The following is a 25,363-nucleotide window of genomic DNA, read 5'->3' on the forward strand; positions in this document are numbered from 1 at the left end:
GTACTCATGAACACAGACGGATTCACCACGTGTCTCTGGTTTGACGGCCAGGCCGAGGAGGCGGCGGAGTTCTACGTCTCCGTCTTCAAGAACTCCAGCGTCGGCCGGATCAGCCACTACCCCGAGGGCAGCCCCGGGCAGGCCGGATCGGTGATGAGCGTGGAGTTCACGGCCAACGGGCAGAAGTTCGTCGCCCTGAACGGCGGCCCCCAGTTCACGTTCAACGAGGCGATCTCGTTCCAGCTCCACTGCTCCGACCAGCAGGAGATCGACCACTACTGGACCCGGCTCACCGAGAACGGCGGCGAGGGCGGCCCCTGCGGCTGGCTCAAGGACCGCTACGGCGTCTCCTGGCAGGTCGTCTACGACCGGCTGATCGACATGATCTGCGACGCGGACACGCAGAAGGCGGAGCGAGTCACCCGCGCCATGATGAGCATGGGCAAACTGGACGCCGCCGCGCTGGACAGGGCGTACGCGGGGGAGTAGCGCCGTCGGTGTCCCGCGCCCGGCGCGCGCGCCGGGCGCGGGATGACTAGCGTTCTGTACAGGGGCGGACCGATGCGGATCAGCCGAGCGGAGAGGGCCGCGACCATGGCCGTGCAACCTGAGGGAACGCCCTGCTGGGCCGATGCGATGTTCGGCGACCTCGACGCCGCCAAGAACTTCTACGGCGAGGTCCTCGGCTGGACCTTCGGCGAGTCGTCGTCGGAGTACGGCAACTACACCCAGGCCTACGCCGACGACCAGGCGGTGGCCGCCGTGGTGCCGCCGATGCCCGGCCAGGAGGGCCAGTCGCAGTGGTGCCTGTACTTCGCCTCGCCGGACGCCGCCGCCACCGCGGAGCGGATCCGGGAGAACGGCGGAGAGGTGCTGATGGAGCCGATGCAGGTCGGCGAGTTCGGCACCATGTGCCTGGCCCGCGAGCCCAGCGGCGCCGTGTTCGGCGTCTGGCAGGCGGGCAGTCACGAGGGCTTCGACGCCACGGCGGTGCCCGGCGCCTACTGCTGGGCGGAGGTCTTCACCCGCGACCCCGAACGCACGGACGCCTTCCTGACCGCCGTCTTCCCGTACCGGGCGAAGCGGATCGCGGACGACGCGATCGACTTCCGCCTGTTCGACATCGGTGAGGACACCGTCCTCGGCCGGATGCGGATGACCGACGACTTCCCGCCCGAGGTGCCGTCGTACATCAACGTGTACTGGACCGTCGACGACTGCGACACGGCCGTGGCCCGGGCGGCCAAGCTCGGCGCCGTCCTGCACTTCGGGCCCATGACCAGCCCCTTCGGCCGGTTCGCGGCACTCAGTGATCCGCAGGGCGCCAACTTCTCGGTGATCGATGTCAAGACCACCGAGGGCGAGATGCCGCAGATCGCGGAGGACTGACCCGGACCGGGAGGGACCGGGTCCGGCGATCGCCTCGGCCGTGGCATGATCGGCCGTATGCGTGAACGTGTGGTGGCCGCGTGCGACGGGGCTTCGAAGGGAAACCCGGGACCGGCCGGATGGGCGTGGGTGGTCTCCGACGACGAGCGGACCGCAACCCGCTGGGAGTCCGGCCCGCTCGGCCGGGCCACCAACAACGTCGCCGAGCTGACCGCTCTGGAGCGGCTGCTCACCTCCGTCGACCCGGACGTGCCGCTGGAGGTCCGCATGGACTCCCAGTACGCGATGAAGGCCGTCACCACCTGGCTGCCCGGCTGGAAGCGAAACGGCTGGAAGACCGCGGCCGGCAAGCCGGTCGCCAACCAGGACCTCGTGGTGCGCATCGACGCGCTGCTCGACGGCCGGTCGGTCGAGTTCCGCTACGTCCCCGCCCACCAGGTGGACGGCGACCCGCTGAACGACTTCGCGGACCGCGCCGCCAGCCAGGCCGCCACCGTCCAGGAGGCGGCCGGCAGCGCGCTCGGCTCCCCGGAGCCCCCGCCCTCGCCCGACACACCGGTGGCCGGCGCGGCACGGAAGAAGGCACCCCGCCGCGCCGGCGGCGGGACGGCGGCCCGCTCCTCCTCCCGCACCATCAAGGCGAAGTTCCCCGGCCGCTGCCTGTGCGGCCGCTCCTACGCGGCCGGCGAGTCCATCGCCAAGAACGCGCAGGGCTGGGGCCACCCGGAGTGCCGCACCGCGGACGCCTGACCGTCCGCGCCCGTGGTCCGCGCCGGGTGTCAGCGGTCGAACGTGTAGAACCGCGTGTGGTCCAGCAGGTCCGCCGGCCGCACGTCGTTCCAGGGCCTCATCGTCTCGTTCAGATCGACGACGTCCGGCGTGCCGCCCGCCGGCACGTATCCCGAGTCCGGGTGCCGGCGCTGCCACTCGGCCCACAGCTTGTCGATGTAGGCGTGGTGCAGCCAGAACACCGGGTCGTTGGGGGAGACGCCGGTGCCCATCTGGCCGCCGACCCACACATGCACCCGGTTGTGCAGGTTGACCCCGCGCCAGCCCTCCAGGTGGTTGCGGAAGCCGTCCGAGGCGCTGTTGTACGGCGCCTTGTCGTACACCGGCATCGCCAGCACCGACTCCACCTCCGCCGGCGTCGGCAGCTCGCGCACGCCGGAGCCGAGCGAGCGGCGCAGGAACGAACGGCCGTCCACCCGGACACTGATCGGCCAGTCGCCGGTGGCGGAGGCGAACGGGCCGTCCATCACCCGACCGTCCGAGCCGCGCCCGGTACCGCCGAGGAAGTCGGGCGCCCACAGCGAGGCGCGCACCGTGCGGTCGGTGCTCCAGTCCCAGTAGGGCAGCGCCACCGAGGGGTCGACCGACTGCAGCGCCCGTTCGAAGTCGAGCAGGAACCTGCGGTGCCAGGGCAGGAAGGACGGGGAGCGGTGGCCGGTCCGCTCACCCGTGTCGGTGTCGGACATGATGAAGCCGTTGTGCGTGCGGACGAACTCGTCGTAGCGTCCGCTGCGCTTGAGTTCGAGGACGGCGCCGGTGAACCGGCGCTTCTCGTCGGCGGTCAGATCGGCCTGGTTCTTGCGTACGGTCATGTGCGTGGCGCTCCGGAGAATCCTTGCGGGGGCGGTCAGTTGGCGGGGAAGGGCAGCAGCGGGGCGCCCTGGAGCTCGTCCACCGCGGCACGGGCGGCGGCGCGCGGGGTGGGCACCGGGTCGTAGTGGCTGACCACGCTGATCCAGGTCCCGTCCGCGTTGCGCATCAGGTGCAGTTCCACGCCGTCGACGAACACGGCGTAGCCGCCGCCGTGTTCGTGGTGATGACCGCCGCCGTCCGACGGACGGCCCTGTATCCGGCGGCCCTTGTAGACCTCGTCGAAGGAGTCCGGTGCGCCGTGGTGGTGTTCGGCGGCGGGCGCGGCGGGCGCGACGAGGGTGACGGCCGAGGCCGTGGCGGCGAGGGCGGCCGCCGTGGTGAGCGCGCGGCGCCGGGTGAGTTCGGGCATGCGGATCCTCCTGCGGGGGGAGTGAGTGGTGACTCCGCATGCCTATCGGGCCCTCCGGGAGAGGGAGAAATCACCCGGAACCGGTTGGCTGTGATCCGGACAATTAACCACATGTCGTGCAAGGTTGAACGAAGATGATCTTGCTGTGGCGGTGGCTCGCCGTGCCGCGGAAGGGGGAATTCCTTGCCGGTGCGGACCGGATTCCGGTGATCCTTCCCGTCGGCGGTCCGCCCGAGTGGCGGAGGTCACCGCGCCAGACTGACGCGATCCGCAAACCCGCCCTCACGCCTGACTCCCTGCTACTCTGCGATGTCGTTCAAGCACGTTGAGTAATCGTCAGGGGTGTGCGCGTGAAGGTCGTCTGTGTCGGAGGCGGGCCCGCGGGCCTGTACCTCGCCATCCTGCTCAAGCGTCAGCACCCGTCCCACGACGTCACCGTCCATGAACGCGACCCCGAGGGCTCGACCTACGGCTGGGGCGTCACCTACTGGCGCGGACTGCTCGACCGGCTGCACGCCCACGACCCCGAGTCCGCGCGGGCGATCGAGGAGAGCTCGGTGCGCTGGAACCAGGGCGTGGCGCACATCCGCGGCCAGGTGGCCCGGCAGCCCGGCGACGAGGGGCACGGCATCGGGCGCCACCGCCTGCTCGAGATCCTCGCCGGGCGCGCCCGCTCCCTCGGCGTACGGCTGGAGTTCGCCAGTGAGGTCCCGGCCGACGCCCTGCCGGAGGCCGACCTGGTCGTGGCGGCCGACGGCGTCCACAGCGCGCTGCGCACCCGGCACGCCGGCCACTTCGGCACCCGGCTCGAAGAGGGCCGCAACCGCTATGCATGGCTCGGCACCACCAAGGTCTTCGACGCCTTCACCTTCGCCTTCGAGGAGACCGGACACGGCTGGATCTGGGCCTACGGCTACAAGTACGGCGACGACCACAGCACCTGCGTGGTGGAGTGCGCCCCGGACACCCTCGCCGGTCTCGGCCTGGACCGGGCGGACCGGGGCGAGGGGCTCGCGCTGCTGGAGAAGCTCTTCGCCGGCGTACTCGACGGCCACCCCCTCATCGACCGCTCACCGGCGGGCGGCGGCGCGCCGTGGCCGGCCTTCCGCACCCTGACCAACCGCACCTGGCACCACGGCAACCTCGTCCTGCTCGGCGACGCCGCCCACACCACCCACTACTCCATCGGCGCGGGCACCACCCTCGCCCTTGAGGACGCCATGTGCCTCGCCGGCTCCCTGCGCCGGTACGCCTCGCTGCCCCAGGCCCTGACCGCCTACGAACGGCAGCGCAGGTCCGAACTGCTTTCGGCGCAGAGCGCGGCCCGCTACAGCGCCCAGTGGTACGAGAACCTGCCGCGCTACGTCGAGCTGCCCCCGCACCGGATGTTCGCCCTGCTCGGCCAGCGCCACTCCCCGCTGCTGCCCCACGTCCCGCCGCAGCTCTACTACGGCATCGACAAGGCGGCCGGCCAACTGGAGGTGCTGCGCAGGCTCAAGCGCTGGCTGGGTCCCCGGGCGGCCCGCGCCCTGCACGCCCGGTCGGCGGCCGACCGGCGCTGAGCCGGAGACGTTGGTGAATGGCCATTCACCCGATAGGGTGAATTGTTATTCACCGATGTTTTCATGCTGCCTGCAGGAGCGCCGATGGACCAGCCAGCACCGACGTCCCAGCCCGGCACCGACGCCGCGCCGCCCCGCCTGCGGGACCGGCTCACCATCCCCGTGCTGGCCTCGGGCGGCATCCTCATGGCCGTCATGCAGACGGTCGTCGTCCCCCTGCTGCCGGATCTGCCGCGGCTCACCGGGGCGTCGGCGGCCACCGTCTCCTGGATGGTCACCGCGACCCTGCTCGCCGGAGCGGTGCTCACCCCCGTGCTCGGCCGAGCCGGCGACATGTACGGCAAGCGGCGGGTGCTCATCGGCGCGCTCGCCCTGATGACCGCCGGCTCCGTGATGTGTGCCCTGTCCTCCGACATCCGCGTGCTCATCGCGGCCCGCGCGCTCCAGGGCGCCGCCGCCTCCGTCGTCCCGCTGTCCATCAGCATCCTGCGCGACGAACTGCCGCCGGAGCGCCGCGGCTCGGCGGTGGCGCTGATGAGCTCCACCGTCGGCATCGGCGCCGCGCTCGGCCTGCCGCTGGCCGCGCTGGTCGTGCAGTACGCCGACTGGCACACGATGTTCTGGCTCACCAGCCTCCTCGGCGCGCTCGGCGTGAGTGCCACCTGGTGGGCGGTCAAGGAGTCCCCGGTGCGCGAGCCGGGCCGCTTCGACGTCCTCGGCGCGCTGGGCCTGGCCGCCGGCCTGGTGAGCCTGCTGCTGGGTGTGTCGCAGGGCGGCCAGTGGGGCTGGGGCAGCCCCCGCGTCCTCGGACTGTTCCTCGCCGCCGCCGCGGTCCTCGCCCTGTGGTGGTGGCAGCAGCTGCGCACCGAGCGGCCCCTGGTGGACCTGCGCCTGGTCACCCGGCCCCGGGTGGGCCTGTCCCACGTGGCGGCCACGCTGACCGGATTCGCCTTCTACGCCAACTCGCTGGTGACCGCCCAGCTCGTGCAGGCCCCGAAGGCGACCGGGTACGGGCTCGGCCTGTCGATCGTCGCCACCGGCCTGTGCCTGCTGCCCGGCGGCGTCACCATGCTGCTCTTCTCGCCGCTGTCCGCCCGTATCTCCGCCTCCCGCGGCCCGCGCATCACCCTCGCCCTCGGCGCCGCCGTCATCGCCTGCGGCTACGCGCTGCGCATCGCCGACAGCCGCGACCTGTGGATGATCATCCTCGGCGCCACGGTGGTGGCGACCGGCACCACTCTCGCCTACTCCGCGCTGCCGACCCTCATCCTGCGCGCCGTCCCGGCCGCCCAGACCGCCTCCGCCAACGGCGTCAACGTCCTGATGCGCACCATCGGCCAGGCCACCTCCAGCGCCGCCGTCGCCGCCGTTCTCGTCCACCACACCAGCCTCGTCGGCGGCCTTCCGGTGCCCACCCTGCACGGCTACCTGCTGGCGTTCACGATGGCAGGCGCCGTCGCCCTGGTCGCCTGCGCCGCGGCCCTGTCCATACCCGGCGACGGGCCCACCCGCGGTACGCGGCGCGCGCGCGGCGCCACCCGGGGCGCCCGCGACGAGGCGTTGGAGGGAGCATGAGTGCCGTGAGCACCCCATCCGGCCCCCGGGAAGCCGCACCCGCGTCCCGCGAAACCGATCCCGCGTCCCGCGAAACCGATCCCGCGCCCCGCGAAACCGACCCCGCGTCCCACGTAACCGCCCCCGCGCGGCGCGACGCCGAGGCCACGAGGGCGGCCATCCTCAAGGCCGCCCGGTATCTCCTGGCCCGGCACGCCCACGCCGACATCACGCTCAAGGCGGTCGCCGAACGGGCCGGGGTGAGTCCGCCGCTGATCCTGAAGTACTTCGGCAACAAGGACGCCCTCTTCGCCCGCGTGATGTCCTTCGACGCCGACGCCGACGACCTGCTCGACGCGCCCCTGGAGCAGCTGGGCCGGCACATGGTCCGGCACGTCCTGGCCAGCCAGCGCGACCGAGGCGCCGACCCCCTGGTGCGGATCGCCTTCGCCCCCCTGCACGGCGACCACGGCGAGGTGCTGCGCGCCAACTTCCGCGCCCAGGTGACCGAACGCCTCGCCGCCCGGCTCACCGGCCCCGACCGGGGGCTGCGCGCCGAACTCGCCGTCGCGGGCCTGCTCGGCCTGGGCGTGATGTACGGCGTGGCCCGCGGCCCGCACCTGCGCGGGACCGACCTCGACGCCATCGCCGACCGCTACGGCCCGCTCGTCCAGGCACAGTTGACCCCCCGGGACTGACGCCCCCGGCGGCCGCGAGGCGCCCGGCGCCGTCCGCCACCGGAACCACCCGGTCCGGCGTTGCAGGGGGACGGATGACAGACTGGACGGTATGGACGAACGCGTGATGGACAGGTCGGGACAGTGGGCGTCGGTCGTCGGACTCGGCACCTGGCAGCTCGGCGCGGACTGGGGCGAGGTCGACGACAAGGAGGCCCTGTCCGTCCTGGAGGCGGCGGCCGAGTCCGGTGTCACCTTCTTCGACACGGCCGACGTGTACGGCGACGGGCGCAGCGAGGAGACCATCGCCACCTTCCTGCGCAGCCGCCCCGACCTGCATGTGCTCGTGGCCACCAAGATGGGCCGCCGGGCCGAGCAGACTCCGGACAACTACGTCCTGGACAACTTCCGCGCCTGGAACGACCGGTCCCGCCGCAACCTCGGCGTCGACCGCGTCGACCTGGTGCAGCTCCACTGCCCGCCGACCCCCGTCTACTCCTCCGACGCGGTGTTCGACGCCCTCGACACCCTGGTGGCCGAGGAGCGCGTCGCGGCGTACGGCGTGAGCGTGGAGACCTGCGCCGAGGCGCTGGCCGCGATCGCCCGGCCGAACGTGGCGAGCGTGCAGATCATCCTCAACCCGTTCCGCATGAAGCCCCTCCTCGAGGTGCTCCCGGCGGCCCGGGAGGCGGGTGTCGGCATCATCGCGCGCGTGCCGCTCGCCTCCGGCCTGCTGTCCGGCAAGTACACCAAGGACACGGTCTTCGCCGCCGACGACCACCGCACCTACAACCGCCACGGCGAGGCCTTCGACCAGGGCGAGACCTTCTCCGGCGTCGACTACGCCACCGGCGTCGAGGCGGCCGCCGAGTTCGCCGAGCTCGCCCCCGAGGGCTTCACCCCGGCCCAGCTCGCCCTGCGCTGGATCATCGAGCAGCCCGGCGTGACCACGGTCATCCCCGGCGCCCGCAACCCGGAGCAGGCCCGCGCCAACGCGGCCGCGGCCAAGCTGCCCGCCCTGTCCGCGCGGACGCACGCCGCGATCCGCGAGCTGTACGACCGCCGCGTCAAGGAGCAGGTCGAACACCGCTGGTAGTCACGGTGATCGCCCGTTTGAACGAACGTTCACCCGGTTAAACGGATCGCATGACGCAGGAGGGGCGGCGGACGGGCCGCGACGAGACCCAGGAGGAGCGGGCCGACCGGATGTGGGGTGAACTCATCCAGGAGGTACGCGTCGCCCAGACGGGCGTGCAGATCCTGTTCGGATTCCTGCTGACCGTGGTCTTCCAGCCGAAGTACGCGACGCTGGCCCGGCCCGATCAGCTCATCTACATCGTGACCGTCGTCCTGGGCGCCTGCGCGACCGGCGCCCTCATCGGGCCGGTGTCCCTGCACCGCCTGGTCTCCGGGCGTCGGGTCAAACCGCAGGCGGTGCGCATCGCCTCCCGGCTGACCTTCGTCGGCCTCGTCCTGCTGCTCGCCACGATGACCTCCTCGCTGCTGCTGATCCTGCGGGTCGCGACGCACGACGGCTACGTCCCCTACCTGGTGTCGGCCGTGGTCGCCTGGTACCTGGTGTGCTGGTACGGGCTGCCGCTGTGGGCGCGCCGCCGGCACACCGGCCGCGACGACGACTGACCGGCTAACCGGAGGTCCGTGCCGCCAGGGCCGCCAGTTGACGGTCGTGCACCCTGCTGAGCAGCAGCAGCGACAGCACCGCCCCGATCAGCGCGCAGAACATGTCCCACTGGGTGTCCCAGACATCGCCCTGGGTGGCGAGGAACGCGTCCGCGCTGTGCCCGCCGATCTCGGCGGCCGCCCACTCCAGCAGCTCGAAGCAGGCGCTGAAGGCGAGACAGGCGCACACGGTGAGCGGGGCCAGCCAGCGGCTGCCGCGCAGCGGCGAGGTACGGACGAGCAGTTCCCGCACCAGGACGGCCGGAACGAAGCCCTGCATCAGGTGGCCGAAACGGTCGTAGGGGTTGCGGGAGAGGCCGAAGCCGTCCCGCACCCAGTCGCCCAGCGGCACCTGGGCGTACGTGTAGTGGCCGCCGACGGCGAGCACCAGCGCGTGCGCGGCGAGCAGCCCGCACAGCAGCCCGGTCAGCGGGAAGCGGCGCCGGAGAAGCACCACCAGGGGGAGCCCGGCCAGCGCCCAGAACGTCTCCAGGAACCAGGTGGTGCGGTCGCGCACGTCCCACGCCGACACGGCGAGGCCCACGGCCACCACGCCCGCGAACAGGGCGGGCGGGACACGGCGTGGCGCGGAGAGCGGGGCGGGGCGCGCTGAGGTCATGGCGGGGCTCCTTGCCGGAGGAGTCGTGGACGTCGAAGGAGCCCCATCCTGCGGCCGGCGGCTCGGCGCGGACATGAGTACGGCTACTCAGGGCGCCCGGGCCCGCGACTCAGCCGGGCGGCCTGTCCGCCCACCCGGCCGACCACCCGACCGGCCCGACCGGCCCGCCCGGGGGCCGGTCATGCCCTGTCCGGCCGCGGCTCAGCCCGTGGAGAGGATCTCCGCCAGCAGCTCGTCCACCTGGACCTCCTCCTGCCCGTGCGGGACCACTTCGCGGGTCTCGTGCAGGAACGCGGCGACCGCGGGCGCCCAGGCGTACACCACCGCGTGGTGGCGGCCGCCGTCGGCCCGGTAGTCGCCGAGGAACTCCATGCGCAGCTCCCGCCACCGTCCGGCGGAGACCGGACGCAGCCGTACGTCGCCGACGCCGACCGGACCGGTCAGCCCGTCGGAGAGCATCTCCCGGTCCAGCCGCCACCGGGCCAGCACCCGGCCGTCGTGGCCGAACGCGGCGGTGACGGCGAACGGGTCCTCGGCGTCGTAGCTCAGATGGGCGAGCACCGGACACCGGGCGGTGCCCTCCGCCTGGAGCTGCACCACCAGGGTCTTGTGCACGAAGCGGTTCACCAAGGTCCTCCGGAAGCAATCGGCGTAGGGACCTCTAGTACCCCGTACAGGCCTGAAATGCTCATCCTTCCGGCTCAATCCGGACCGCTCCCGTGTCGGCCCTCCCGCGTCAGCCGAACTCCTCGCGCAGCGCGGGCAGCAGGGTCTTCGCCGACCAGTCCAGGAACTCCGGCTGCGAGTCCCCGCCGATCTGCACGAGGGCGATCTCCCCGAACCCGGCCTCGGCGTAGGGCCGTACGGCCTCGACGAAGGCCTCCGGGTCGTCGCCGCACGGGATGGCGGAGGCGACGTCGTCAGTGGTCACGAACTGGGTCGCGGCCTCGAAGGAGTCCGGGTGCGGCAGCTCGGCGTTCACCTTCCAGCCCAGGCCGAACCAGCGGAACTGGGCGTGCGCCCGCTCGACCGCGGTGTCCCGGTCGGGGTCGTAGCACACCGGCAACTGGCCCACCCGGGGCTTGCCGGTGCCGCCGTGCCGGTCGAAGGCCTCCAGCAGCCCCTTCTTCGGCTCGGTGGCGATGACCAGGTCGGCGAGGTGCCCGGCGAGCCGGCAGGACTGCTCGCCGGAGACGGCGAGGCCGATCGGCGGCGCCTGCTCCGGCAGGTCCCACAGCCGGGCCGACTCCACGTCGTAGTGCGTGCCGTGATGGGTGACGTGGCCGCCCTCCAGCAGCGCGCGGATGATCTCCAGGGCCTCTTCCAGCATTTCGTGGCGCACGTCCACCGGGGGCCAACCGCCGCCCACCACGTGCTCGTTGAGATTCTCGCCCGCGCCCAGCCCGAGCCGGAACCTGCCCTCGGACAGCAGCTGCATCGTCGCCGCCTTCTGCGCCACCACGGCGGGGTGATAGCGGATCAGCGGGCAGGTCACGTAGGTCATCAGCGGGATCCGGGACGTGGCCTGCGCCGCGGCGCCGAGCACGCTCCACGCGTACGGGGCGTGCCCCTGGGACCGCAGCCACGGGAAGTAGTGGTCCGAGGTCACCGAGAAGTCGAAGCCCGCCTCCTCGGCCCGCACCAGGTGGTCCACCAGGTCCCGGGGTCCGGCCTGCTCGGTCATCATCGTGTATCCGATTTGCACCATACGAAGCGAGTCCCCGGGCTGCCGGAGCGAAAACGGCCCGGGCGCCGGTCAGCCGTTCGGCTCGCGGAAGGTCTGCAGGAAGGTCTTCAGCGCGATCGTGCCGTCGGAGTCGCCCCAGTCCGCGGCCGGTGTGGTGTACCGCAGCGAGAAGCCGCGCCCGCCGCCCAGGAGGAAGCCCCGCCCGAGGGTGTGCGTCCGCGCCGCGCCGGAGCCGGCCACCCATTCCAGATCGGCGGCCCGGTGCGTCCGGTACGTGAGGGCCCGCACGGTGCCGATCCGTTGGTAGCCGGGCAGCCGTGCCAGCGCCGGTTCGACCTCGTCGCGCCAGACGGCGGCCGGGTCCGGGCCGACGCGCTCGGTGTAGGTGACGGCGAGCGTGGGGGAGGAGCCGCCGGTGCCGAAGGTGACGCGGTAGGCGTGGTCGGCCGCGCGCGCGGTGGCCAGCCGCTTCCAGCCTGCCGGCAGAGCCACGGAGAAGCCCTCCGGAGCGGTGTAGCGCCGGTAGCCGGCCGGCAGGGCGGGGGAGCCGGTCGGACCGGGGCTCGCACCGGGGACCGAGCTGCCGGTGCCGGTGGGGCCGTGCGGCGGGACGGCCGTGGCGGTGGTCCTGGACGGGCCGGACGCGGTGGAGGTACCGGGCAGCAGGTGGGTCGCGGCCAGCACGGCGGCCGCGACCGTCACGACGGCCAGGGCGGTCCCGGCCACCAGCAGCCGCCTGCCGGGAGCCGGGGCGGCGTGCCGTACCGCCGCGTACGCGTCGCGCAGCCGGGGCGCGGGCGCGAGGCACCGGTCCGCGTCGGAGTCCTCGTCGAGGGCCCGGACCAGGGCGTCCCGGACGACCCCCCGGTTCAGCCGTTCGCGGGAGTTCTTGCGCAGCAGGCCCTGGACGGCCTGGGTGAGCGGGCCGGTGCGCAGCGGGGTGCGCAGGGGCAGCCGGTCCACGGCCCGCAACGTGGCGTCGGGCCGGCCGCGGTCGCGGAAGGGCGGACGTCCCTCGACCATGGTGTAGAGGATCGCGCCCAGCGCCCACAGGTCGGCGGCCGGTCCGACGCGCTCGTCGCGGGCCTGTTCCGGCGAGGCGTACGACGGCGCCGTCAGCCGCGGGGCGAGCGTCGTGCCCGTCAGCCCGAACCCGGCCACCAGGACGGGGCCGCCGTCCCGGACGAAGACCTGGCCGGGGCTCAGCTCGCCGTGGGTGATGCCCTCGTCGTGCGCCGCCTGGAGCACGTCGAGGATCTCCAGGCCCAGCCGTGCCGCCCGGACCGGATGGAAGGGGCCCTCACGGTCCAGGAGTTCGCCGAGCGGCGTGCCCTCGATCCGGTCCGTGACCGTCCACAGGGTGCCCTCCTCCACCACGGCGTCGACGACCGCGGCGACCCGGCCGGGGCACAGCAGCCGCATGATCTCGGAGGTCCTCATCACCCGGGCCGTGGCGCGCCGCACGGTGTCCGCGTCGGCGGTCTCCGGCAGTTCGGTCCGCGCCATCAGCCGGGGCTGGCCCGACGTCACGTCCTCGGCGAACCACCACAGCCGGTTCGTCTCCCGGGCGAAGACCTCGAGCAGCCGGTACCGCCCGGCGATCAGCCCGTGTGCGGAGACGTGCGCCTTGACCATGGTCATCCCTCGCTGAGACCCCTGACTCGACTTGCCCAGTGGTACGCGGGGTGCGCCGGGGTGCGTTCAAAGGATCCGCAACTCCGGCCCCGTTCCTGCCTTTTATTCAACGCGTCAACAGGGCCGGTGGATTTACGAAGACGGCGCACGGCCGGCATCGACCTGCGGTTACCGACGGTAGACGCCGGCTGTGCGGTGCGTTCCCGGGCTGTGGCGGGGTGCGCTTCCTCCGGTCGCTGCGCGTGTTCAGAGCAGCCCGAAGCGGTCCGCCCAGCCGAAGAGCTCACCGGGTGCCGCGTTGCCCCCGCACACCACGAGCCCCAGCCGGGCTCCGTCGCCGACGCGTTCCAGCACCCGCCGCGCCGCCGGGAGCAGACAGCCGGCGGCCGGTTCGGTCCACAGCTTGGCCCGGTCGGCGAGGTCCAGACAGCCCTGCACCGCCTCCCGGTCCGGGACCACCAGGACCTCCTCGACCAGCGCCGACACATGGTCGTACGTCAGCCGCGACACGGAGGGCGCGCTCAGCGTGGTGACGAGCGAGGACACCGGCATCTGCCGGGGACCGCCCGCCCTGAGCGCCCCTGACATGGCTTCGGCGCCCTCCGTCTCCACGCCCCACACCCGCACCCCCGGGCAGCGGGCGCGCAGCGCGGCCGCCACACCGGCGATCAGACCGCCGCCGCCGACGCTGACCAGGACGTCCGTCGGCCCGTCGGCGCCGGCGGCGTCCTCGGCCAGCTCGAGTCCCACGGTGCCCTGCCCGGCGATCACGACCGGATCGTCGAACGGGTGGACCAGGGTCAGCCCCTCGTCCCGCAGGTCCATCACCAGCTCGAAGGCGCTGTCCATGCCGTCGGTCAGCCGCACCGACGCGCCGGCCGCCTCGGCCAGCCCGATGGACCGCGCGGGCGCGGTGCGCGGCATGACCACGGTCGCCTTCACGTCCAGGGCCGCCGCCATCTCCGCGACCGCGATCCCGTGGTTGCCGCCGCTGACCGCCACCACGCCGGCCGCGCGCTCGGCCTCGCTCAGCGACAGCAGCTTGGCCGTCGCGCCGCGCGCCTTGAACGATCCGGTGCGCTGCAGCAGTTCGAGCTTCGCGGTGACCGGGACGCCGAGCAGGTCCGTGAGTCCGGGGCTCGGCACGGTCGGCGTCCGCACGACGTGGCCGGCGATCCGCCGTGCGGCGGCTTCGATGTCCGGGAGGCCGATCAGGCTGGTCAAGGTCGTTCACCTTCCCGGCGCGGGACTGGGAACCGCGCCGTCGGCACCCTGACCCCCGGACACGCGCCAGGTCAACTCTCAGAGGTCGCGGCCCACCAGGTGGTCCAGCAGGCCGAGCAGCTCTCCGGCGGCGCCCCCGGCCCGCGGCAGTCCGGAGACCAGCTCCTGGGCGGCGGCCGTGTGCGCGCGGGCCTCCGCCAGCGCCGCCGCCCGGCCGCCCGCCTCCTCGATCAGCGCGGCCGCCTCCCCGGCCCGCCCCGCCGGACCCAGCAGCGCGGGCAGATGACGGGCCATGGGGGAGCCGAGGGCCACCAGCACCGGGAACGTCTTCTTGCCCTCCCGCAGATCGCCGCCCACCGGCTTGCCGGTGACCTCCGGGTCGCCCCAGATGCCCAGCACGTCGTCCACGAGCTGGAAGGCGACGCCCAGATGCCGTCCGGCCCGGTCCAGCGCGGCGACGTCCGCCTCCCCGGCCCCGCCGAGCGCGGCGCCCAGCGCGGCGGCGCAGCCGAGCAGCGCGCCCGTCTTGTGCTCCGCCATCGCCCGGTACTCCCCGGGTGTCACCCGCTCGGGCCCCGCGCAGGGCCGCGCGGCGAACAGCAGGTCGTCGGCCTGCCCACGCACCAGGTCGGCCAGGGCGGCGGAGAGCAGCCGTACGCCGCCGGGACCGCCGGGCGCGGCGGCCAGCGACTCCACGGCCAGCGCGAACAGCGCGTCCCCGGCGAGTACCGCCGGCCCCGTGCCGTACGCCTTCCACACCGCGGGGCGGCGTCGGCGGGTCGCGTCGCCGTCCATGATGTCGTCGTGCAGCAGCGAGAAGGCATGCACCAGCTCCACCGCGACCGCCGCCGGTGTCCCGGCCCGCCCGTCGGCACCCGCCACCTCCGCGCCGAGCACCGCGAGCGCCTGACGCACCCCCTTGCCGCCCGGCGCGGCGGCGGGCGCGCCACCCACCTCGCACCAGCCGAAGGAGTAGGCGGCCATCTCGGCCACCCAGGGGTGCAGCCGCCCCACCGCCTCCGCCAGGGCGGGACGCACCAGCGCCCGGCAGCGGTCGAGGGTGCCCACGGCCGAGGGCGGTGCCTGCACCGCAGGGGGGAGCGCGCTCACCGTACGGCCTCCGCGTCCAGGCCGAACTCCCGCTGCGCCCGGGCCACCATCTCCCGCGCGTGCCGCAGTCCGGCGCGCTCCAGCACCCGGGCCAGCTCGGCGAGTTCGGCCGCCGTCTCGGCGCGGTCGCGGCCCAGGCGGGCCAGCGACTTGGTGAGGCCGAGCCGGGACAGCGCCTCGCCGCGCGGCTCACTCATCGCCCGGAACTCCTCCAGGGCCAGCTCGTACAGCTCCCGGGCCTCGGGGTAACGGCCGGCGCGGTAGAAGACGTTGCCGCGCATCTTGTGGTTGTAGGCGAGCGCGCTGGAGAGGTTCATCGCCCGGCAGGTGGTCTCCGCCCGCGACAGCAGCTCCAGCGCCCGCTCGGTGTCGCCGTCGCGGACCGAGACGATGTCGGCCAGGCCGCGCAGCGCCCAGGCGTGGCCGCGCCGGTCCTCGGCCCGCTCGGCTATCTCCGCCGCCTCCTCGAACAGCTCGTACGCCCGGTCGTGGTCACCGGTGTTGCGGTGCATCTGCGCGATGCCCTCCAGCGCCCACACGGTGTGCCGGGCCTCCCCGCGCCTGCGGGCCTCGGCGAGCAGCTGCTCGTGCAGCCGGCCGACCGCCTCGTAGTCGCCCTGGATGCGCCCGGTCTCCGCGAGACCCGCCAGCGAGTAGCCGCGGACCACGATGTCGCCGCCCCGCTCGCCGAGTTCGGCCGCGAGCCCCAGCAGCCGCCACGCCAGCGGGAACGCCCCGCGCTGCCGGGCCAGGGTGCCGCCGCTCCACAGTGCCCACGCCATCGCGGCCGTGTCGCCCGCCTCCCGGGCGGCGCGGTAGCTCGCCTTCCAGGCCTGGTCGGCGTCCCGCACCCGGCCGAGCCGCCGGTGCGCCTCGGCGACGGCGAGCCCGCAGCGGGCCGCCTCACCCGCCAGGCCGGACCGTTCGGCCTCGCGCAGCCGCTCGGTGCCCTCGGCCAGTACGTCGACCAGCGAGGAGTTCACGGACAGGGTGGTCAGGGCGCCCTGGTACTCCGGGGCGAAAGCCTTGCCGTACATGCATGCCCTTCTATACACGAAGTGTATACACGGTGTGTATAGCACGCCGAAAAGGTGCCCCGGCCCGCAGGCCGGGGCACGGTCTGTCGTGGGTCAAGACGCCGTTACGCGGACCGGGGTTGCCCGTGCGGCGCAGATCACGTCACGGGGCGTCAGTGCGCCTGCGCCTTCTGCGGCGTGGCCTCGCTCGGCCGCACCACGACGAACCCCTCGCCCTGGAGCATCAGTTGCACCGCCTCGCCCGAACCGCCGCGCAGCATCGAGCCGAGCGACTGCGAGCGGTGCAGCGAGGTCTGCAGGTCCGCGGTCCAGCCGACCACCGCGTCGGTGTCGACGTACACCGGGTACTGCGCCGAGACGGGTATCACCAGCGGGTTGCCCTCGCAGACCAGGCCGAGCCGGCCCTGACCGCTGAACACGCTGTTGAACAGGCCGCCGCCGGCGATGCCCGAGCCCTTCACGGTCTTGATCTCGTACGACAGCGAGGCGTCGAAGCACAGCACGTTGCGGCCGTTGACGGTGAACCGGTCACCCGGCTCGACCTCGACGATGAAACAGTTCTGCGCCTCGTGCGCGAACCACACCTCGCCCTGGCCGCGCACCGCCATGAGGGGCAGTCCCTCGCCGGTGACCGCGCGCTTGAGCATCCCGCCGACGCCCTGGCCCTTGCGCTCGAACTGGAGGCTGCCGCGGTGGGCGATCATCGCGCCCTGGCGGGCGTGCATCTCGCCGTTCACCGCGTACCTGATGCACTTGGCGTTCTCGACGGTCATGCCGGCCTCGACGGCCGGCCGCACCACGTGCTCACTGGAAAAGAGGGAACCCTTCATGCGGGGCATGGTGTCCCGGACGCACTCGTTCCGCCAAGATCACGGCACGTGCCCGTCCGGTCACCGAATCCCCCTGCCGCTCCCGGTCCTGCTACTGCCTCAGGTCCCGCTCCCCGGCGGCCGGGACGCGCAGCGCCTTGCCCGTGCCCTTCCCGGTGCTCTTTCCGCAGAACGCCGACTCCAGCGTGCCCGCCAGTGTGCCGAGCACCTTGGCGTTGTTGGAGGTGTTGACCGCGGCCGTGAGAACCCGCTTGCCGTCCTTCGAGGCGAACGCGTACGTGTAGAAGCCCTGGACGGCGCCCGTGTGCCCGTACACCGAGACGCCGCAGGACAGGTCGCGCCGGCGCAGCCCGAGTCCGTACGACGTGGTGGCGTCGACCCGGGTGAAGTGCTCCATCTCCGCGAGCCTGGCGGAGGAGAGCAGCTTGCCGCGCAGCAGCGCGGAGTAGAAGGTGTTCAGGTCCCTGGCGCTGGAGATGAGCGCGCCCGCGCTCTGCGCCCAGGACACCGTCTGGTCGGTCGCGTCGACCAGTTTCGCGCCGGCGGTGTCCGGGGTGAGGTAGCCGTGGGCGTGCCGGCCCGGGATCTTCGTGTCCGGGTGCACGTAGAACGTGTCGCGCAGCCCGAGCGGGGTGATCAGCCGCTTCTCGTAGGCGGTGCGCACGGACTCGCCGGTGAGCTTCTCGATGAGCAGGCCGGCGACGACGTAGTTGGTGTTCGAGTACGAGTAGGCGGCGCCGGGCGCGTTGGTGCGGGGCTTCTTCAGCGACAGGGTGAGCAGGTCGCGGTAGCCGAAGACCTTGTCGCGCACCGCCTCGAAGCCGGAGACGCTCTTGGCGAACATGTCGTTGCTGTAGTCGTACAGGCCGCTGCGGTGGCTCAGCACGTGCCGGACCGTGATGCGGTCGTCCGGCAGCAGCTTCGGCAGGTACCGGTCGACCGGGGCGTCCAGGTCCAGCTTGTGCTCGTCGGCCAGTTGCAGCAGGACGACGGCCGAGAACGACTTGGTGACGCTGCCGATGCGGAACCGGTCCGCGGTGCTGATGCCCTGACGGGTGCTCCGGTCGGCGAAGCCCCGGGTCACCAGGTACGAGTCGTCGCCGTCGTCGAGGCGTGCCAGCGCGCCCGGGGCGCCCTGGTCCACCGCCGAGTGCAGCGCCGCGTCCAGCCCGTCGACGTCGGGTGCGGGCAGCGCCGCCGCCCCCCGGGCGTCCGCCTCCTGGGTCGCGGCCCACGCCGGGACCGTGAGCAGCGACAGGACGGCCGCTCCGAGTGCCGCACCCCTGCCCACCCTTGCTGAGACCATCCGGATCCACTCCCGTCCTCGGGGTTCGTGATGCGACATCGGTCACATTCCGGCCTGGAACCTAGGGGATTGCGGCAACGTCTCCACAGTCGACACACAGTTGGTCATCCCGTGATCACCCTGTGGCAGGCATTTGCAAAGGATTGCCATAGAAGAGCGCGAAATAGATCATTCCGCCTTTACGTGTGCATGACTGATCCATAAGGGTTACCTCCGGGGCCCGACCAGCCCCCGTGGCGCTCAACTCCGCCACGTCTCAGGGCGGTTGGCGACGCCTACCGCCTTAGAACGAAGGAACCCTGATCAGATTGCGTAGACCGCACATACGCACCGCGGCGATCGCCGTCGCGGTGGCGACCGCTGCCACGGGTCTGGCCGGTACGGCCTTCGCGGATCCCTCCTCCGGTGGGGAGCGCTCCGCCGCGTCCACCGCCACGACCGCCACGGCGGTGGTGAAGGCGGCGCAGGCCGCGGCCTTCACCCACACCGCGGCGACGGGGGTCGCGCAGGGCGACGAACTCCACGCCCAGGACGTGCTCGTCGACCCCGAGGGCGCGCGCCACGTGCGTTTCGTCCGCACCCACGACGGGATGCCGGTGCTCGGCGGCGACCTCGTCGTCCACCTGAACCGGCAGCTGGCCTACACGGGGGTCACCAGCGCGGCCACGCACGCCGTCAAGCCCGCGGCCACCAAGCCCGAGCTGACGGCCGCCCAGGCCGCGGCCAAGGCCGCCAGCGCCGCCAAGGGGGAGGCCGGCGGCGCCGAGCTGGTGGTGGACGCCCGCGGTGGCTCCGCCGCCCTCGCCTACCAGGTCACCGTCACCGACAAGGACAGCGCCAGCACCGTCGTCGTCGACGCCGTCACGGGCAAGGTGCGCAGCAACACGCCCGTCGCCGACGAGTTCCTGTCGCCGAAGCTGCTCGCCGCGATGCGCAAGAGCGGCCAGACCGCCGACCCGGCCACCGGCGCCGGCTCCACCACCGGGTCCGGCCTGCTCGGCTCCGGCGTCTCCGGCGTCACGCACTACCCGGCGACCGCCAAGGGCACCGGCAAGACCCTCTTCGTGGGCAGCGTCGGTCTGACCACCACGGCCACCTCGCGCGGCCACTACCAGCTCAAGGACCCGAACCGGTACGGCACCGAGACGCGTGACGCCAAGGGCAAGTACACCGAGTCCTTCGGCGCGGGCACGAAGTTCACCAACACCACCAACGTGTGGGGCAACGGCAAGACCTCCAGCCGGGCCAGCGCCGCCGCCGACGCCCAGTACGGCATCACCAAGACGCTGGACTTCTACAAGAAGACCTTCAACCGCAAGGGCATAGCCAACAACTCCAAGGCCGCCCGCGGAATGGTCCACTGGGGCGACAAGGTCGCCAACGCCTTCTGGGACCCGACCTGCAACTGCATGCTCTACGGCGACGGCGACGGCCAGATGTTCAAGAAGCCGCTCGTCGTCCTCGACGTCACCGGCCACGAGCTGACCCACGGCGTGGTGGAGGCGACCGCCGACCTGCAGCCGACCTACGTCGACGCCGACGGCAACCAGTACGGCGAGCCCGGCTCGCTGAACGAGTCGCTCGCCGACATCTTCGGCTCCAACGTCGAGTTCTACGCCAACAACACCAAGGACACGCCGGACTACCTGGTCGGCGAGAAGCTGGGCCTGGACCAGAAGTTCCTGCGCCGCCTCGACCACCCCTCGCTCGACAAGCTCGAGGGCACGATCGACTACTGGTCCTCGGACACGTACTTCACCGAGGTGCACGCCGGTTCCGGTGTCTCCTCGCACGCCTACTACCTCCTCGCGGAGGGCAGCGGCACGAAGACGATCGGCGGCGTCAAGTACAACTCGCCGACCTATCACAACGCCAGCACCGTCAAGGGCATCGGCCGCACCAAGGCCACGGCCATCTTCTACCGTGCGCTGACCCGCTACATGGTCTCCACCACCGACTTCCACGGCGCGCGCGTCGCGACGCTGAAGGCGGCCAAGGACCTGTACGGCTCGACCAGCACCGAGTACAAGACGGTGAACAACGCGTGGGCCGCGGTCAACGTGACCGCCGCCAACACCCCGGCCGCCCGCCACTGACGGACGTCCGCACCCAGCACCACCGGATGCCCCGCCCCGCGCGGGGCATCCGCACGTCCGGGCGCCCCCGCCGGCCGAGGTGGCGGATCGGCGGCAGCGGCGGGACCATGACGTCCGTGGCACACGCAGACACGTTCCGGACTCCACCCGGAGCCCGGCGGGTCCGCCGGGGCGAACGAGCCCGCCCGGTGACCGGCCGGCCGGCCCGCGTCCGCCGCCTGGCCGCCGCACTGCTGCTCACCCTGGCCTGCCAGTGGGCGCCCGTGCGCGCCGCGACCGGGCCGCCCGCACCCGTCGGCCGGGCCGGCCAGGTCGTCACCTGGGCGGCGAGCGCCGACCGCCTCGGTGAGGGCGCCGCCGGCCGCGGCTACCGGCTCATCGTGCACACCAGCGTGGCCGGCAGCGCACTGCGCGTCCGCCTGTCCAACGCCTTCGGTGACCGCCCCCTGACCCTGGACAGCGTCCGCGCCGGAGTGCGCCGCACCGGCGCGTCGCTCGTGCCGGGCAGCGACCGGCCGCTCACCTTCCGCGGTTCCCGCACGGTCACCGTGCCCACCGGGACGGTCGCATGGAGCGACCCGCTGCCAGGGACGGTCCCGGCCGGGACCGACCTCGCCGTCAGCCTGCACACCCCCGACGCGGCCGGCCCGGCCACCGGGCACGCGATGGCGATGCAGACGTCCTACATCAGCCAGGGCGACCACACCGCCGAGACGAGCGGGGCCAACTGGGCGCGGCCCACCGGCTCCTGGTGGTACCTGGACGCCGTCTCCGTACGCCCCGCGGACCCCGCCACCGGAGCCGTCGTGGTGCTCGGCGACTCCCTCACCGACGGCTGGCAGTCCACCCCGGGGCTCGACCGGCGCTGGCCCGACTACCTCGCCCGGCGCCTGCGCTCGGCCCCGACGGCCGTCAAGGGCGTGGCCAACGAGGGCATGTCCGGCAACAAGGTGCTCACCGACGACGCCGGGACCGGCGCCCTGCACCGCCTCGAGCGGGACGTCCTCACCCAGCCCGGGGCGCGCACCGTCCTGCTGTTCGAGGGAGTGAACGACCTCAAGGCCCACACCGGGGTCACCGCGGCCGACCTGATCGCCGGCTACCGGACGATCGTCCGGCGGGCCCACGAGGCCGGGCTGTGCGTGGTCGGCGCGACCATCGGCCCGTTCGCGGGCTGGCCCGAGTGGGACCCGGCCGCCGAGGCCGTACGGCAGGAGGTCAATTGGTTCATCCGCTCCGGCGGGGGGTTCGACGCGGTCGCCGACTTCGACCGCGTCCTGCGCAGCCCCCAGGAGCCCCAGCGCCTGCTGTCCGCCTTCGACAACGGCGACCATCTGCATCTCGACGACGCGGGCATGGGGGCCCTGGCCGGCGCCGTCGACCCGCACACCCTCGACTGCGCGCGCTGACCCCGGCTCGGCCGCCTCACGTCCGCCGTACGGGGCTCAGCGCAGCGTGTCGGCCCAGTCGTCCGGCACCCGCCCCGCCGGGCCCGGCACCGGCTGGTCGGCCGGGTGCCCGGCCGGCGGCGCGAGTTCGGGCCCGTCGGTGTACAGCTCGCCCGTGTCGAAGTTCCAGAACCAGCCCTCGCCCGGCTCGAAGCTGCGGATCACCGGGTGCCCGGTCGCCTCGTAGTGGGCGGTGGCGTGCTTGGCGGGGGAGTCGTCGCAGCAGCCGATGTGACCGCAGGCCGCGCACCGGCGCAGATGGAACCACCACCCGCCGGCCGCGTCGCACTCCACACAACCCGCGCCGCTCGGCGGGACGCTCGGGTCGATGGCGCTCTCGCCGCTCATGCTGCCTCCTCGGGGTTCGTCAGGGCGGACTGCTCCTCCGGCGTTTCGGCGGTCAGCGGCAGCAGCACCTGGAATCGGGTGTCGCCGGGCTCCGACTCGACGCGCAGGGTGCCGTGGTGCTTGTTCACCACGATCCGCCAGGAGATGTCCAGGCCCAGCCCGGTGCCCTGGCCGACCGGCTTGGTGGTGAAGAACGGGTCGAAGATCCGGCCCTTGATCTCCGGCGGCACCCCGGGCCCGGTGTCCCGGAACTCCACCAGCACCTGCCCGCCCTCCAGCGCGGTCCGCACGGTCAGCGTGCCCTGCCCGCCGGCGCCGTTCATGGCGGACACCGCGTTGTCGATGAGGTTGGTCCACACCTGGTTCAGCTCCGCCGGGTAGCCGGGGATCTCCGGCAGCGCGGGTTCGTACTCCTTGACGACCTGGATGCGCGGACCGATCTTGCCGGACAGCATCAAAAGGGTGCTGTCGAGGAGTTCGTGCACGCCGACGACCCGGTAGGGCGCGCGGTCCAGCTGCGAGTACTGCTTGGCGGCGTCCACGAGGTGCGAGATCCGGGTGGTGGAGTCCTCGATCTCGTCCATCAACAGCTCTGTCTCGACCGTGTAGTTGAGCCAGCCGACCGCCCCGGGCAGGATCTCCGCGTCCACGGCCGCCGCGACCTGCTCCAGCCAGTCCACGTCGAGCCCGGCCTGGACGAAGGTGGGCGCGAGCTGCCAGCCGTGGTCGAGGCCGTGGTCCTCCAGCCAGTCGGTGAGGGCGTCCTCGCGGTCCGAGGCCTCCAGTGGGCTGAGTGCCGGCGCCTTGGCGACGCGCTCGGCGGTGCGCTCCTGGATCTCGATCAGGCTCGCCAACGCGTCCCGGGAGAAGGGGCCTTCGGCGATCACCGCGAGCTTGTGCCGCATCTTCGCGACCCGCTCCCGCAGCGTCGAGGTGGCCCGGACGGCGGCCGCGGCGGGATTGTTCAGCTCGTGCGTGAGCCCCGCGGACAGCGAGCCGAGCGCCAGCAGCCGTTCCCGCTGCCCGATGGCCGCCTGGGCGCTCTTCGACCCGAAGAACAGCCCCTCCAGCAGATGCGTGGCCATCGGGAACCACTCGCTCATGACCTCGGCGAAGGTGTCCGCCGGCAGGACGAAGAACCGCGTCGGTTCCGTCACCCGCATCGAGTTGTTGTACACCTGCCGCACCCGGTCACCCAGGTACGCCTGCATGGCGCCCGCGTACACCCCGCGCTGCGAGGTACGGGACACCTCCACGTCGTCGCCGCCCACCCGCCGCGAGAGCACGACCGTGCCCTCGATCATCACGTAGAAGCAGGTGGCGGGTTCGCCCTCGGTGTACACGGGGCCGGGCTCGAACATCTCCACCCGGCCCTCGCTGCACAGCCGGCCGAGCTGTTCGGGCGCCAGTTTCTCGAACAGGAACAGGGAGCCGATCTCCTGCGGGCTGCACGGCACCGGCTGCCCGCTCACGACTGCTCCAGATAGCGGTGGACGAGCATGACGGCCATGGCTCCCTCTCCGACGGCGGACGCGACCCGCTTGGCGGACTCGGCGCGGGCGTCGCCCGCCACGAACACGCCGGGGACACTGGTCTCCAGGTGGTACGGCGGACGGTCCAGCTCCCAGCCGGCCGGTGGCCGCCCGTCGGCGGTGAGGTCGGGCCCGGCCAGGATGAACCCGCGCTCGTCGCGCAGCACCGTCCCGCCCAGCCAGTCGGTCAGCGGGGCGGCGCCGATGAACACGAACATCCACTGGGCGTCGACGCGTTCGGTCTCCCCACTCGACATGTGACGTAGTGTCAGCTGATCCAGCCGGCCGGAGCCGTGCGCGGCGTCCACGACCGTGTGGCCGCGCACCGAGATGTTCGGCGCCTCGCCGATCTGCTGGATCAGGTAGTGCGACATCGACGCCGACAGATCGGGCCCGCGCACCAGCAGCGTCACCGACTTGGCGAACCGGGACAGGTACATCGCCGCCTGACCCGCCGAGTTGGCGCCGCCGACGATGTACACGTCGTGCCCCTGGCACGAGGACGCCTCGGTCAGCGCGGAGCCGTAGAACACCCCGCAGCCGGTCAGGTCGGTGCAGCCCTCGGCCTGCAGCTGCCGGTACTGCACGCCCGTCGCCAGGATGACGCTGTGCGCCGCGATCGCCGAGCCGTCCGCGAACCGCACCACGCGGGCTGCCCCGTTGATCTCCAGCCCCGTCACCTCACGCGTGGTCAGGATCTCGGCGCCGAACTTGGCCGCCTGCCGCCGCGCCCGGTCGGTCAGCTGCGCGCCGGAGACCCCGTCGGGGAAGCCCAGGTAGTTCTCGATCCGGGAGCTCTGCCCTGCCTGCCCGCCGGTCGCGGACCGTTCCACGAGCACGGTCCGCAGGCCCTCCGAGGCCCCGTACACGGCCGCGCCCAGCCCGGCCGGGCCACCGCCGATCACCACCAGGTCGTAGAAGTCGGCCGTCGGTGTCGTCGCGAGGCCCACCCGCGCGGCCAGTTCGGGCGCCTCGGGCTCGACCAGGGCCGTCCCGTCGGGGGTGATCACCAGCGGCAGCCGCCGCCCGTCCTGCCCGGCCGCGGTCAGCAGCCGCCGCCCCTCGGGCTCCTCCACCGAGTACCAGCGGTACGGCACCTGGTTGCGGGCCAGGAACTCCCGCACGTCCGAGGACCGGGCCGACCAGCGGTGCCCCACGACCTTGGTGCTGGGCACCGGCTTGTGGGCGCTGGTCCGCCAGGCCTGGAGCAGGTCGTCCAGCACCGGGTAGAGCTTCTCCTCCGGCGGGTCCCACGGTTTGAGCAGATAGTGGTCCAGATCGACGACGTTGATCGCGTCGATCGCCGCATTGGTGTCCGCGTACGCGGTCAGCAGCACCCGCCGGGCCCCCGGATACACGTCCAGGGCCTGCTCCAGGAAGTCGATGCCGTTCATCTGCGGCATCCGGTAGTCGGCCAGGATCACCGCCACCAGGTCCCCGCGCAGCTTCAGCTCGCGCAGCGCCTCCAGCGCCGACTCGCCGGACTCCGCGCGCACGATCCGGTACGACTCGCCGTAGCGCCGCCTGAGGTCGCGGGCCACGGCTCGGGAGACCCCCGGGTCGTCGTCCACGGTCAGGATGACGGTCCGCGCTGCGTCGGCGGCCTGTGCCATGCCTC

Annotated in this window: 24 protein-coding genes; 10 read left to right on the plus strand and 14 right to left on the minus strand. The window is 72.8% G+C overall.

Features of this window, described 5'->3' with window-relative positions; translation table 11 throughout:
• The first annotated feature begins 6 nt into the window (after positions 1–6).
• The 3 genes from ACZ6B1_RS15365 (at position 7) to ACZ6B1_RS15375 (ending at position 2,139) form a co-directional block, all read left to right on the plus strand.
• On the plus strand, positions 7–489 hold the full coding sequence (locus ACZ6B1_RS15365; protein WP_468778497.1) for a VOC family protein: 483 nt from the start codon (positions 7–9) through the stop codon (positions 487–489).
• A gap of 105 nt (positions 490–594) precedes the next feature.
• Entirely contained in the window at positions 595–1,389 is a 795-nt protein-coding gene (locus tag ACZ6B1_RS15370) for a VOC family protein (RefSeq protein ID WP_468778498.1), read from the plus strand.
• Between the two features lie 45 nt (positions 1,390–1,434).
• Positions 1,435–2,139 (plus strand): ribonuclease H family protein, encoded by a 705-nt coding sequence (locus ACZ6B1_RS15375; protein ID WP_468778499.1) that lies wholly within the window; start codon positions 1,435–1,437, stop codon positions 2,137–2,139.
• A gap of 29 nt (positions 2,140–2,168) precedes the next feature.
• Here ACZ6B1_RS15375 and melC2 read toward each other — a convergent pair whose 3' ends face one another.
• Complete coding sequence (gene melC2, locus ACZ6B1_RS15380) at positions 2,169–2,990, minus strand: tyrosinase MelC2 (protein ID WP_468778500.1); 822 nt, start codon at positions 2,988–2,990, stop codon at positions 2,169–2,171.
• Between the two features lie 35 nt (positions 2,991–3,025).
• Entirely contained in the window at positions 3,026–3,400 is a 375-nt protein-coding gene (gene melC1, locus ACZ6B1_RS15385; RefSeq protein WP_468778501.1) for an apotyrosinase chaperone MelC1, read from the minus strand.
• 344 nt (positions 3,401–3,744) lie between these two features.
• Here melC1 and ACZ6B1_RS15390 point away from each other — a divergent pair, with 344 nt between their 5' ends.
• From ACZ6B1_RS15390 to ACZ6B1_RS15410, 5 genes are all read left to right on the plus strand, one after another.
• Positions 3,745–4,962 carry an FAD-dependent monooxygenase gene (locus ACZ6B1_RS15390; RefSeq protein WP_468778502.1) on the plus strand — a complete coding sequence of 406 codons (1,218 nt, stop codon included), beginning with the start codon at positions 3,745–3,747 and terminating at the stop codon, positions 4,960–4,962.
• An 84-nt stretch (positions 4,963–5,046) separates the two neighbouring features.
• Positions 5,047–6,537 carry an MFS transporter gene (locus tag ACZ6B1_RS15395; RefSeq protein ID WP_468778503.1) on the plus strand — a complete coding sequence of 497 codons (1,491 nt, stop codon included), beginning with the start codon at positions 5,047–5,049 and terminating at the stop codon, positions 6,535–6,537.
• Positions 6,534–7,214, plus strand: a complete 681-nt coding sequence (locus tag ACZ6B1_RS15400) for a TetR/AcrR family transcriptional regulator (RefSeq protein ID WP_468778504.1) — start codon at positions 6,534–6,536, stop codon at positions 7,212–7,214. The genes ACZ6B1_RS15395 and ACZ6B1_RS15400 overlap by 4 nt, the downstream gene beginning before the upstream one ends.
• Before the next feature lie 91 nt (positions 7,215–7,305).
• Positions 7,306–8,289 (plus strand): aldo/keto reductase, encoded by a 984-nt coding sequence (locus tag ACZ6B1_RS15405; RefSeq protein WP_468778505.1) that lies wholly within the window; start codon positions 7,306–7,308, stop codon positions 8,287–8,289.
• A gap of 50 nt (positions 8,290–8,339) precedes the next feature.
• Positions 8,340–8,834, plus strand: a complete 495-nt coding sequence (locus ACZ6B1_RS15410) for a DUF6328 family protein (RefSeq protein WP_468778506.1) — start codon at positions 8,340–8,342, stop codon at positions 8,832–8,834.
• 4 nt (positions 8,835–8,838) lie between these two features.
• Here ACZ6B1_RS15410 and ACZ6B1_RS15415 read toward each other — a convergent pair whose 3' ends face one another.
• The 9 genes from ACZ6B1_RS15415 to ACZ6B1_RS15455 form a co-directional block, all read right to left on the minus strand.
• Positions 8,839–9,492: a DUF2238 domain-containing protein gene (locus ACZ6B1_RS15415; RefSeq protein WP_468778507.1), complete on the minus strand. Its 654-nt coding sequence runs from the start codon at positions 9,490–9,492 to the stop codon at positions 8,839–8,841.
• Positions 9,493–9,693: 201 nt separating this feature from the next.
• Positions 9,694–10,119, minus strand: coding sequence for an SsgA family sporulation/cell division regulator (locus ACZ6B1_RS15420; protein ID WP_468778508.1), 426 nt, complete (start codon positions 10,117–10,119; stop codon positions 9,694–9,696).
• 109 nt (positions 10,120–10,228) lie between these two features.
• Entirely contained in the window at positions 10,229–11,200 is a 972-nt protein-coding gene (locus tag ACZ6B1_RS15425) for an LLM class F420-dependent oxidoreductase (RefSeq protein ID WP_468778509.1), read from the minus strand.
• 48 nt (positions 11,201–11,248) lie between these two features.
• The gene (locus ACZ6B1_RS15430; protein WP_468778510.1) at positions 11,249–12,820 is read right to left on the minus strand and encodes a serine/threonine protein kinase; all 1,572 of its coding nucleotides are present in this window, start codon (positions 12,818–12,820) and stop codon (positions 11,249–11,251) included.
• Between the two features lie 240 nt (positions 12,821–13,060).
• Positions 13,061–14,029 carry a threonine/serine dehydratase gene (locus ACZ6B1_RS15435; RefSeq protein ID WP_468778582.1) on the minus strand — a complete coding sequence of 323 codons (969 nt, stop codon included), beginning with the start codon at positions 14,027–14,029 and terminating at the stop codon, positions 13,061–13,063.
• An 87-nt stretch (positions 14,030–14,116) separates the two neighbouring features.
• On the minus strand, positions 14,117–15,148 hold the full coding sequence (locus ACZ6B1_RS15440; protein ID WP_468778511.1) for a polyprenyl synthetase family protein: 1,032 nt from the start codon (positions 15,146–15,148) through the stop codon (positions 14,117–14,119).
• Positions 15,145–16,185: a tetratricopeptide repeat protein gene (locus tag ACZ6B1_RS15445; RefSeq protein WP_468778512.1), complete on the minus strand. Its 1,041-nt coding sequence runs from the start codon at positions 16,183–16,185 to the stop codon at positions 15,145–15,147. The genes ACZ6B1_RS15440 and ACZ6B1_RS15445 overlap by 4 nt, the downstream gene beginning before the upstream one ends.
• Positions 16,186–16,337: 152 nt before the next feature.
• Positions 16,338–17,015 carry an AIM24 family protein gene (locus tag ACZ6B1_RS15450; RefSeq protein ID WP_468778513.1) on the minus strand — a complete coding sequence of 226 codons (678 nt, stop codon included), beginning with the start codon at positions 17,013–17,015 and terminating at the stop codon, positions 16,338–16,340.
• Between the two features lie 91 nt (positions 17,016–17,106).
• Positions 17,107–18,321 carry a serine hydrolase domain-containing protein gene (locus ACZ6B1_RS15455; RefSeq protein WP_468778514.1) on the minus strand — a complete coding sequence of 405 codons (1,215 nt, stop codon included), beginning with the start codon at positions 18,319–18,321 and terminating at the stop codon, positions 17,107–17,109.
• Between the two features lie 308 nt (positions 18,322–18,629).
• On the opposite strand from ACZ6B1_RS15455, the gene ACZ6B1_RS15460 reads away from it, so the two are divergent.
• Positions 18,630–20,417, plus strand: a complete 1,788-nt coding sequence (locus ACZ6B1_RS15460; RefSeq protein ID WP_468778515.1) for a M4 family metallopeptidase — start codon at positions 18,630–18,632, stop codon at positions 20,415–20,417.
• 188 nt (positions 20,418–20,605) lie between these two features.
• The gene (locus ACZ6B1_RS15465) at positions 20,606–21,826 is read left to right on the plus strand and encodes an SGNH/GDSL hydrolase family protein (RefSeq protein WP_468778516.1); all 1,221 of its coding nucleotides are present in this window, start codon (positions 20,606–20,608) and stop codon (positions 21,824–21,826) included.
• A 36-nt stretch (positions 21,827–21,862) separates the two neighbouring features.
• Here the strand turns inward: ACZ6B1_RS15465 and ACZ6B1_RS15470 are convergent, their stop codons facing one another.
• The 3 genes from ACZ6B1_RS15470 to ACZ6B1_RS15480 are packed head-to-tail and all read right to left on the minus strand — an operon-like array spanning position 21,863 to position 25,358.
• Entirely contained in the window at positions 21,863–22,213 is a 351-nt protein-coding gene (locus tag ACZ6B1_RS15470; protein ID WP_468778517.1) for a UBP-type zinc finger domain-containing protein, read from the minus strand.
• Entirely contained in the window at positions 22,210–23,685 is a 1,476-nt protein-coding gene (locus ACZ6B1_RS15475) for an ATP-binding protein (protein WP_468778518.1), read from the minus strand. Before ACZ6B1_RS15475 ends, ACZ6B1_RS15470 begins: the two co-directional genes overlap by 4 nt.
• Complete coding sequence (locus ACZ6B1_RS15480) at positions 23,682–25,358, minus strand: NAD(P)/FAD-dependent oxidoreductase (protein ID WP_468778519.1); 1,677 nt, start codon at positions 25,356–25,358, stop codon at positions 23,682–23,684. The genes ACZ6B1_RS15475 and ACZ6B1_RS15480 overlap by 4 nt, the downstream gene beginning before the upstream one ends.
• Positions 25,359–25,363 lie beyond the last annotated feature (5 nt).

Source organism: Streptomyces sp. NPDC041129, from assembly GCF_055592265.1.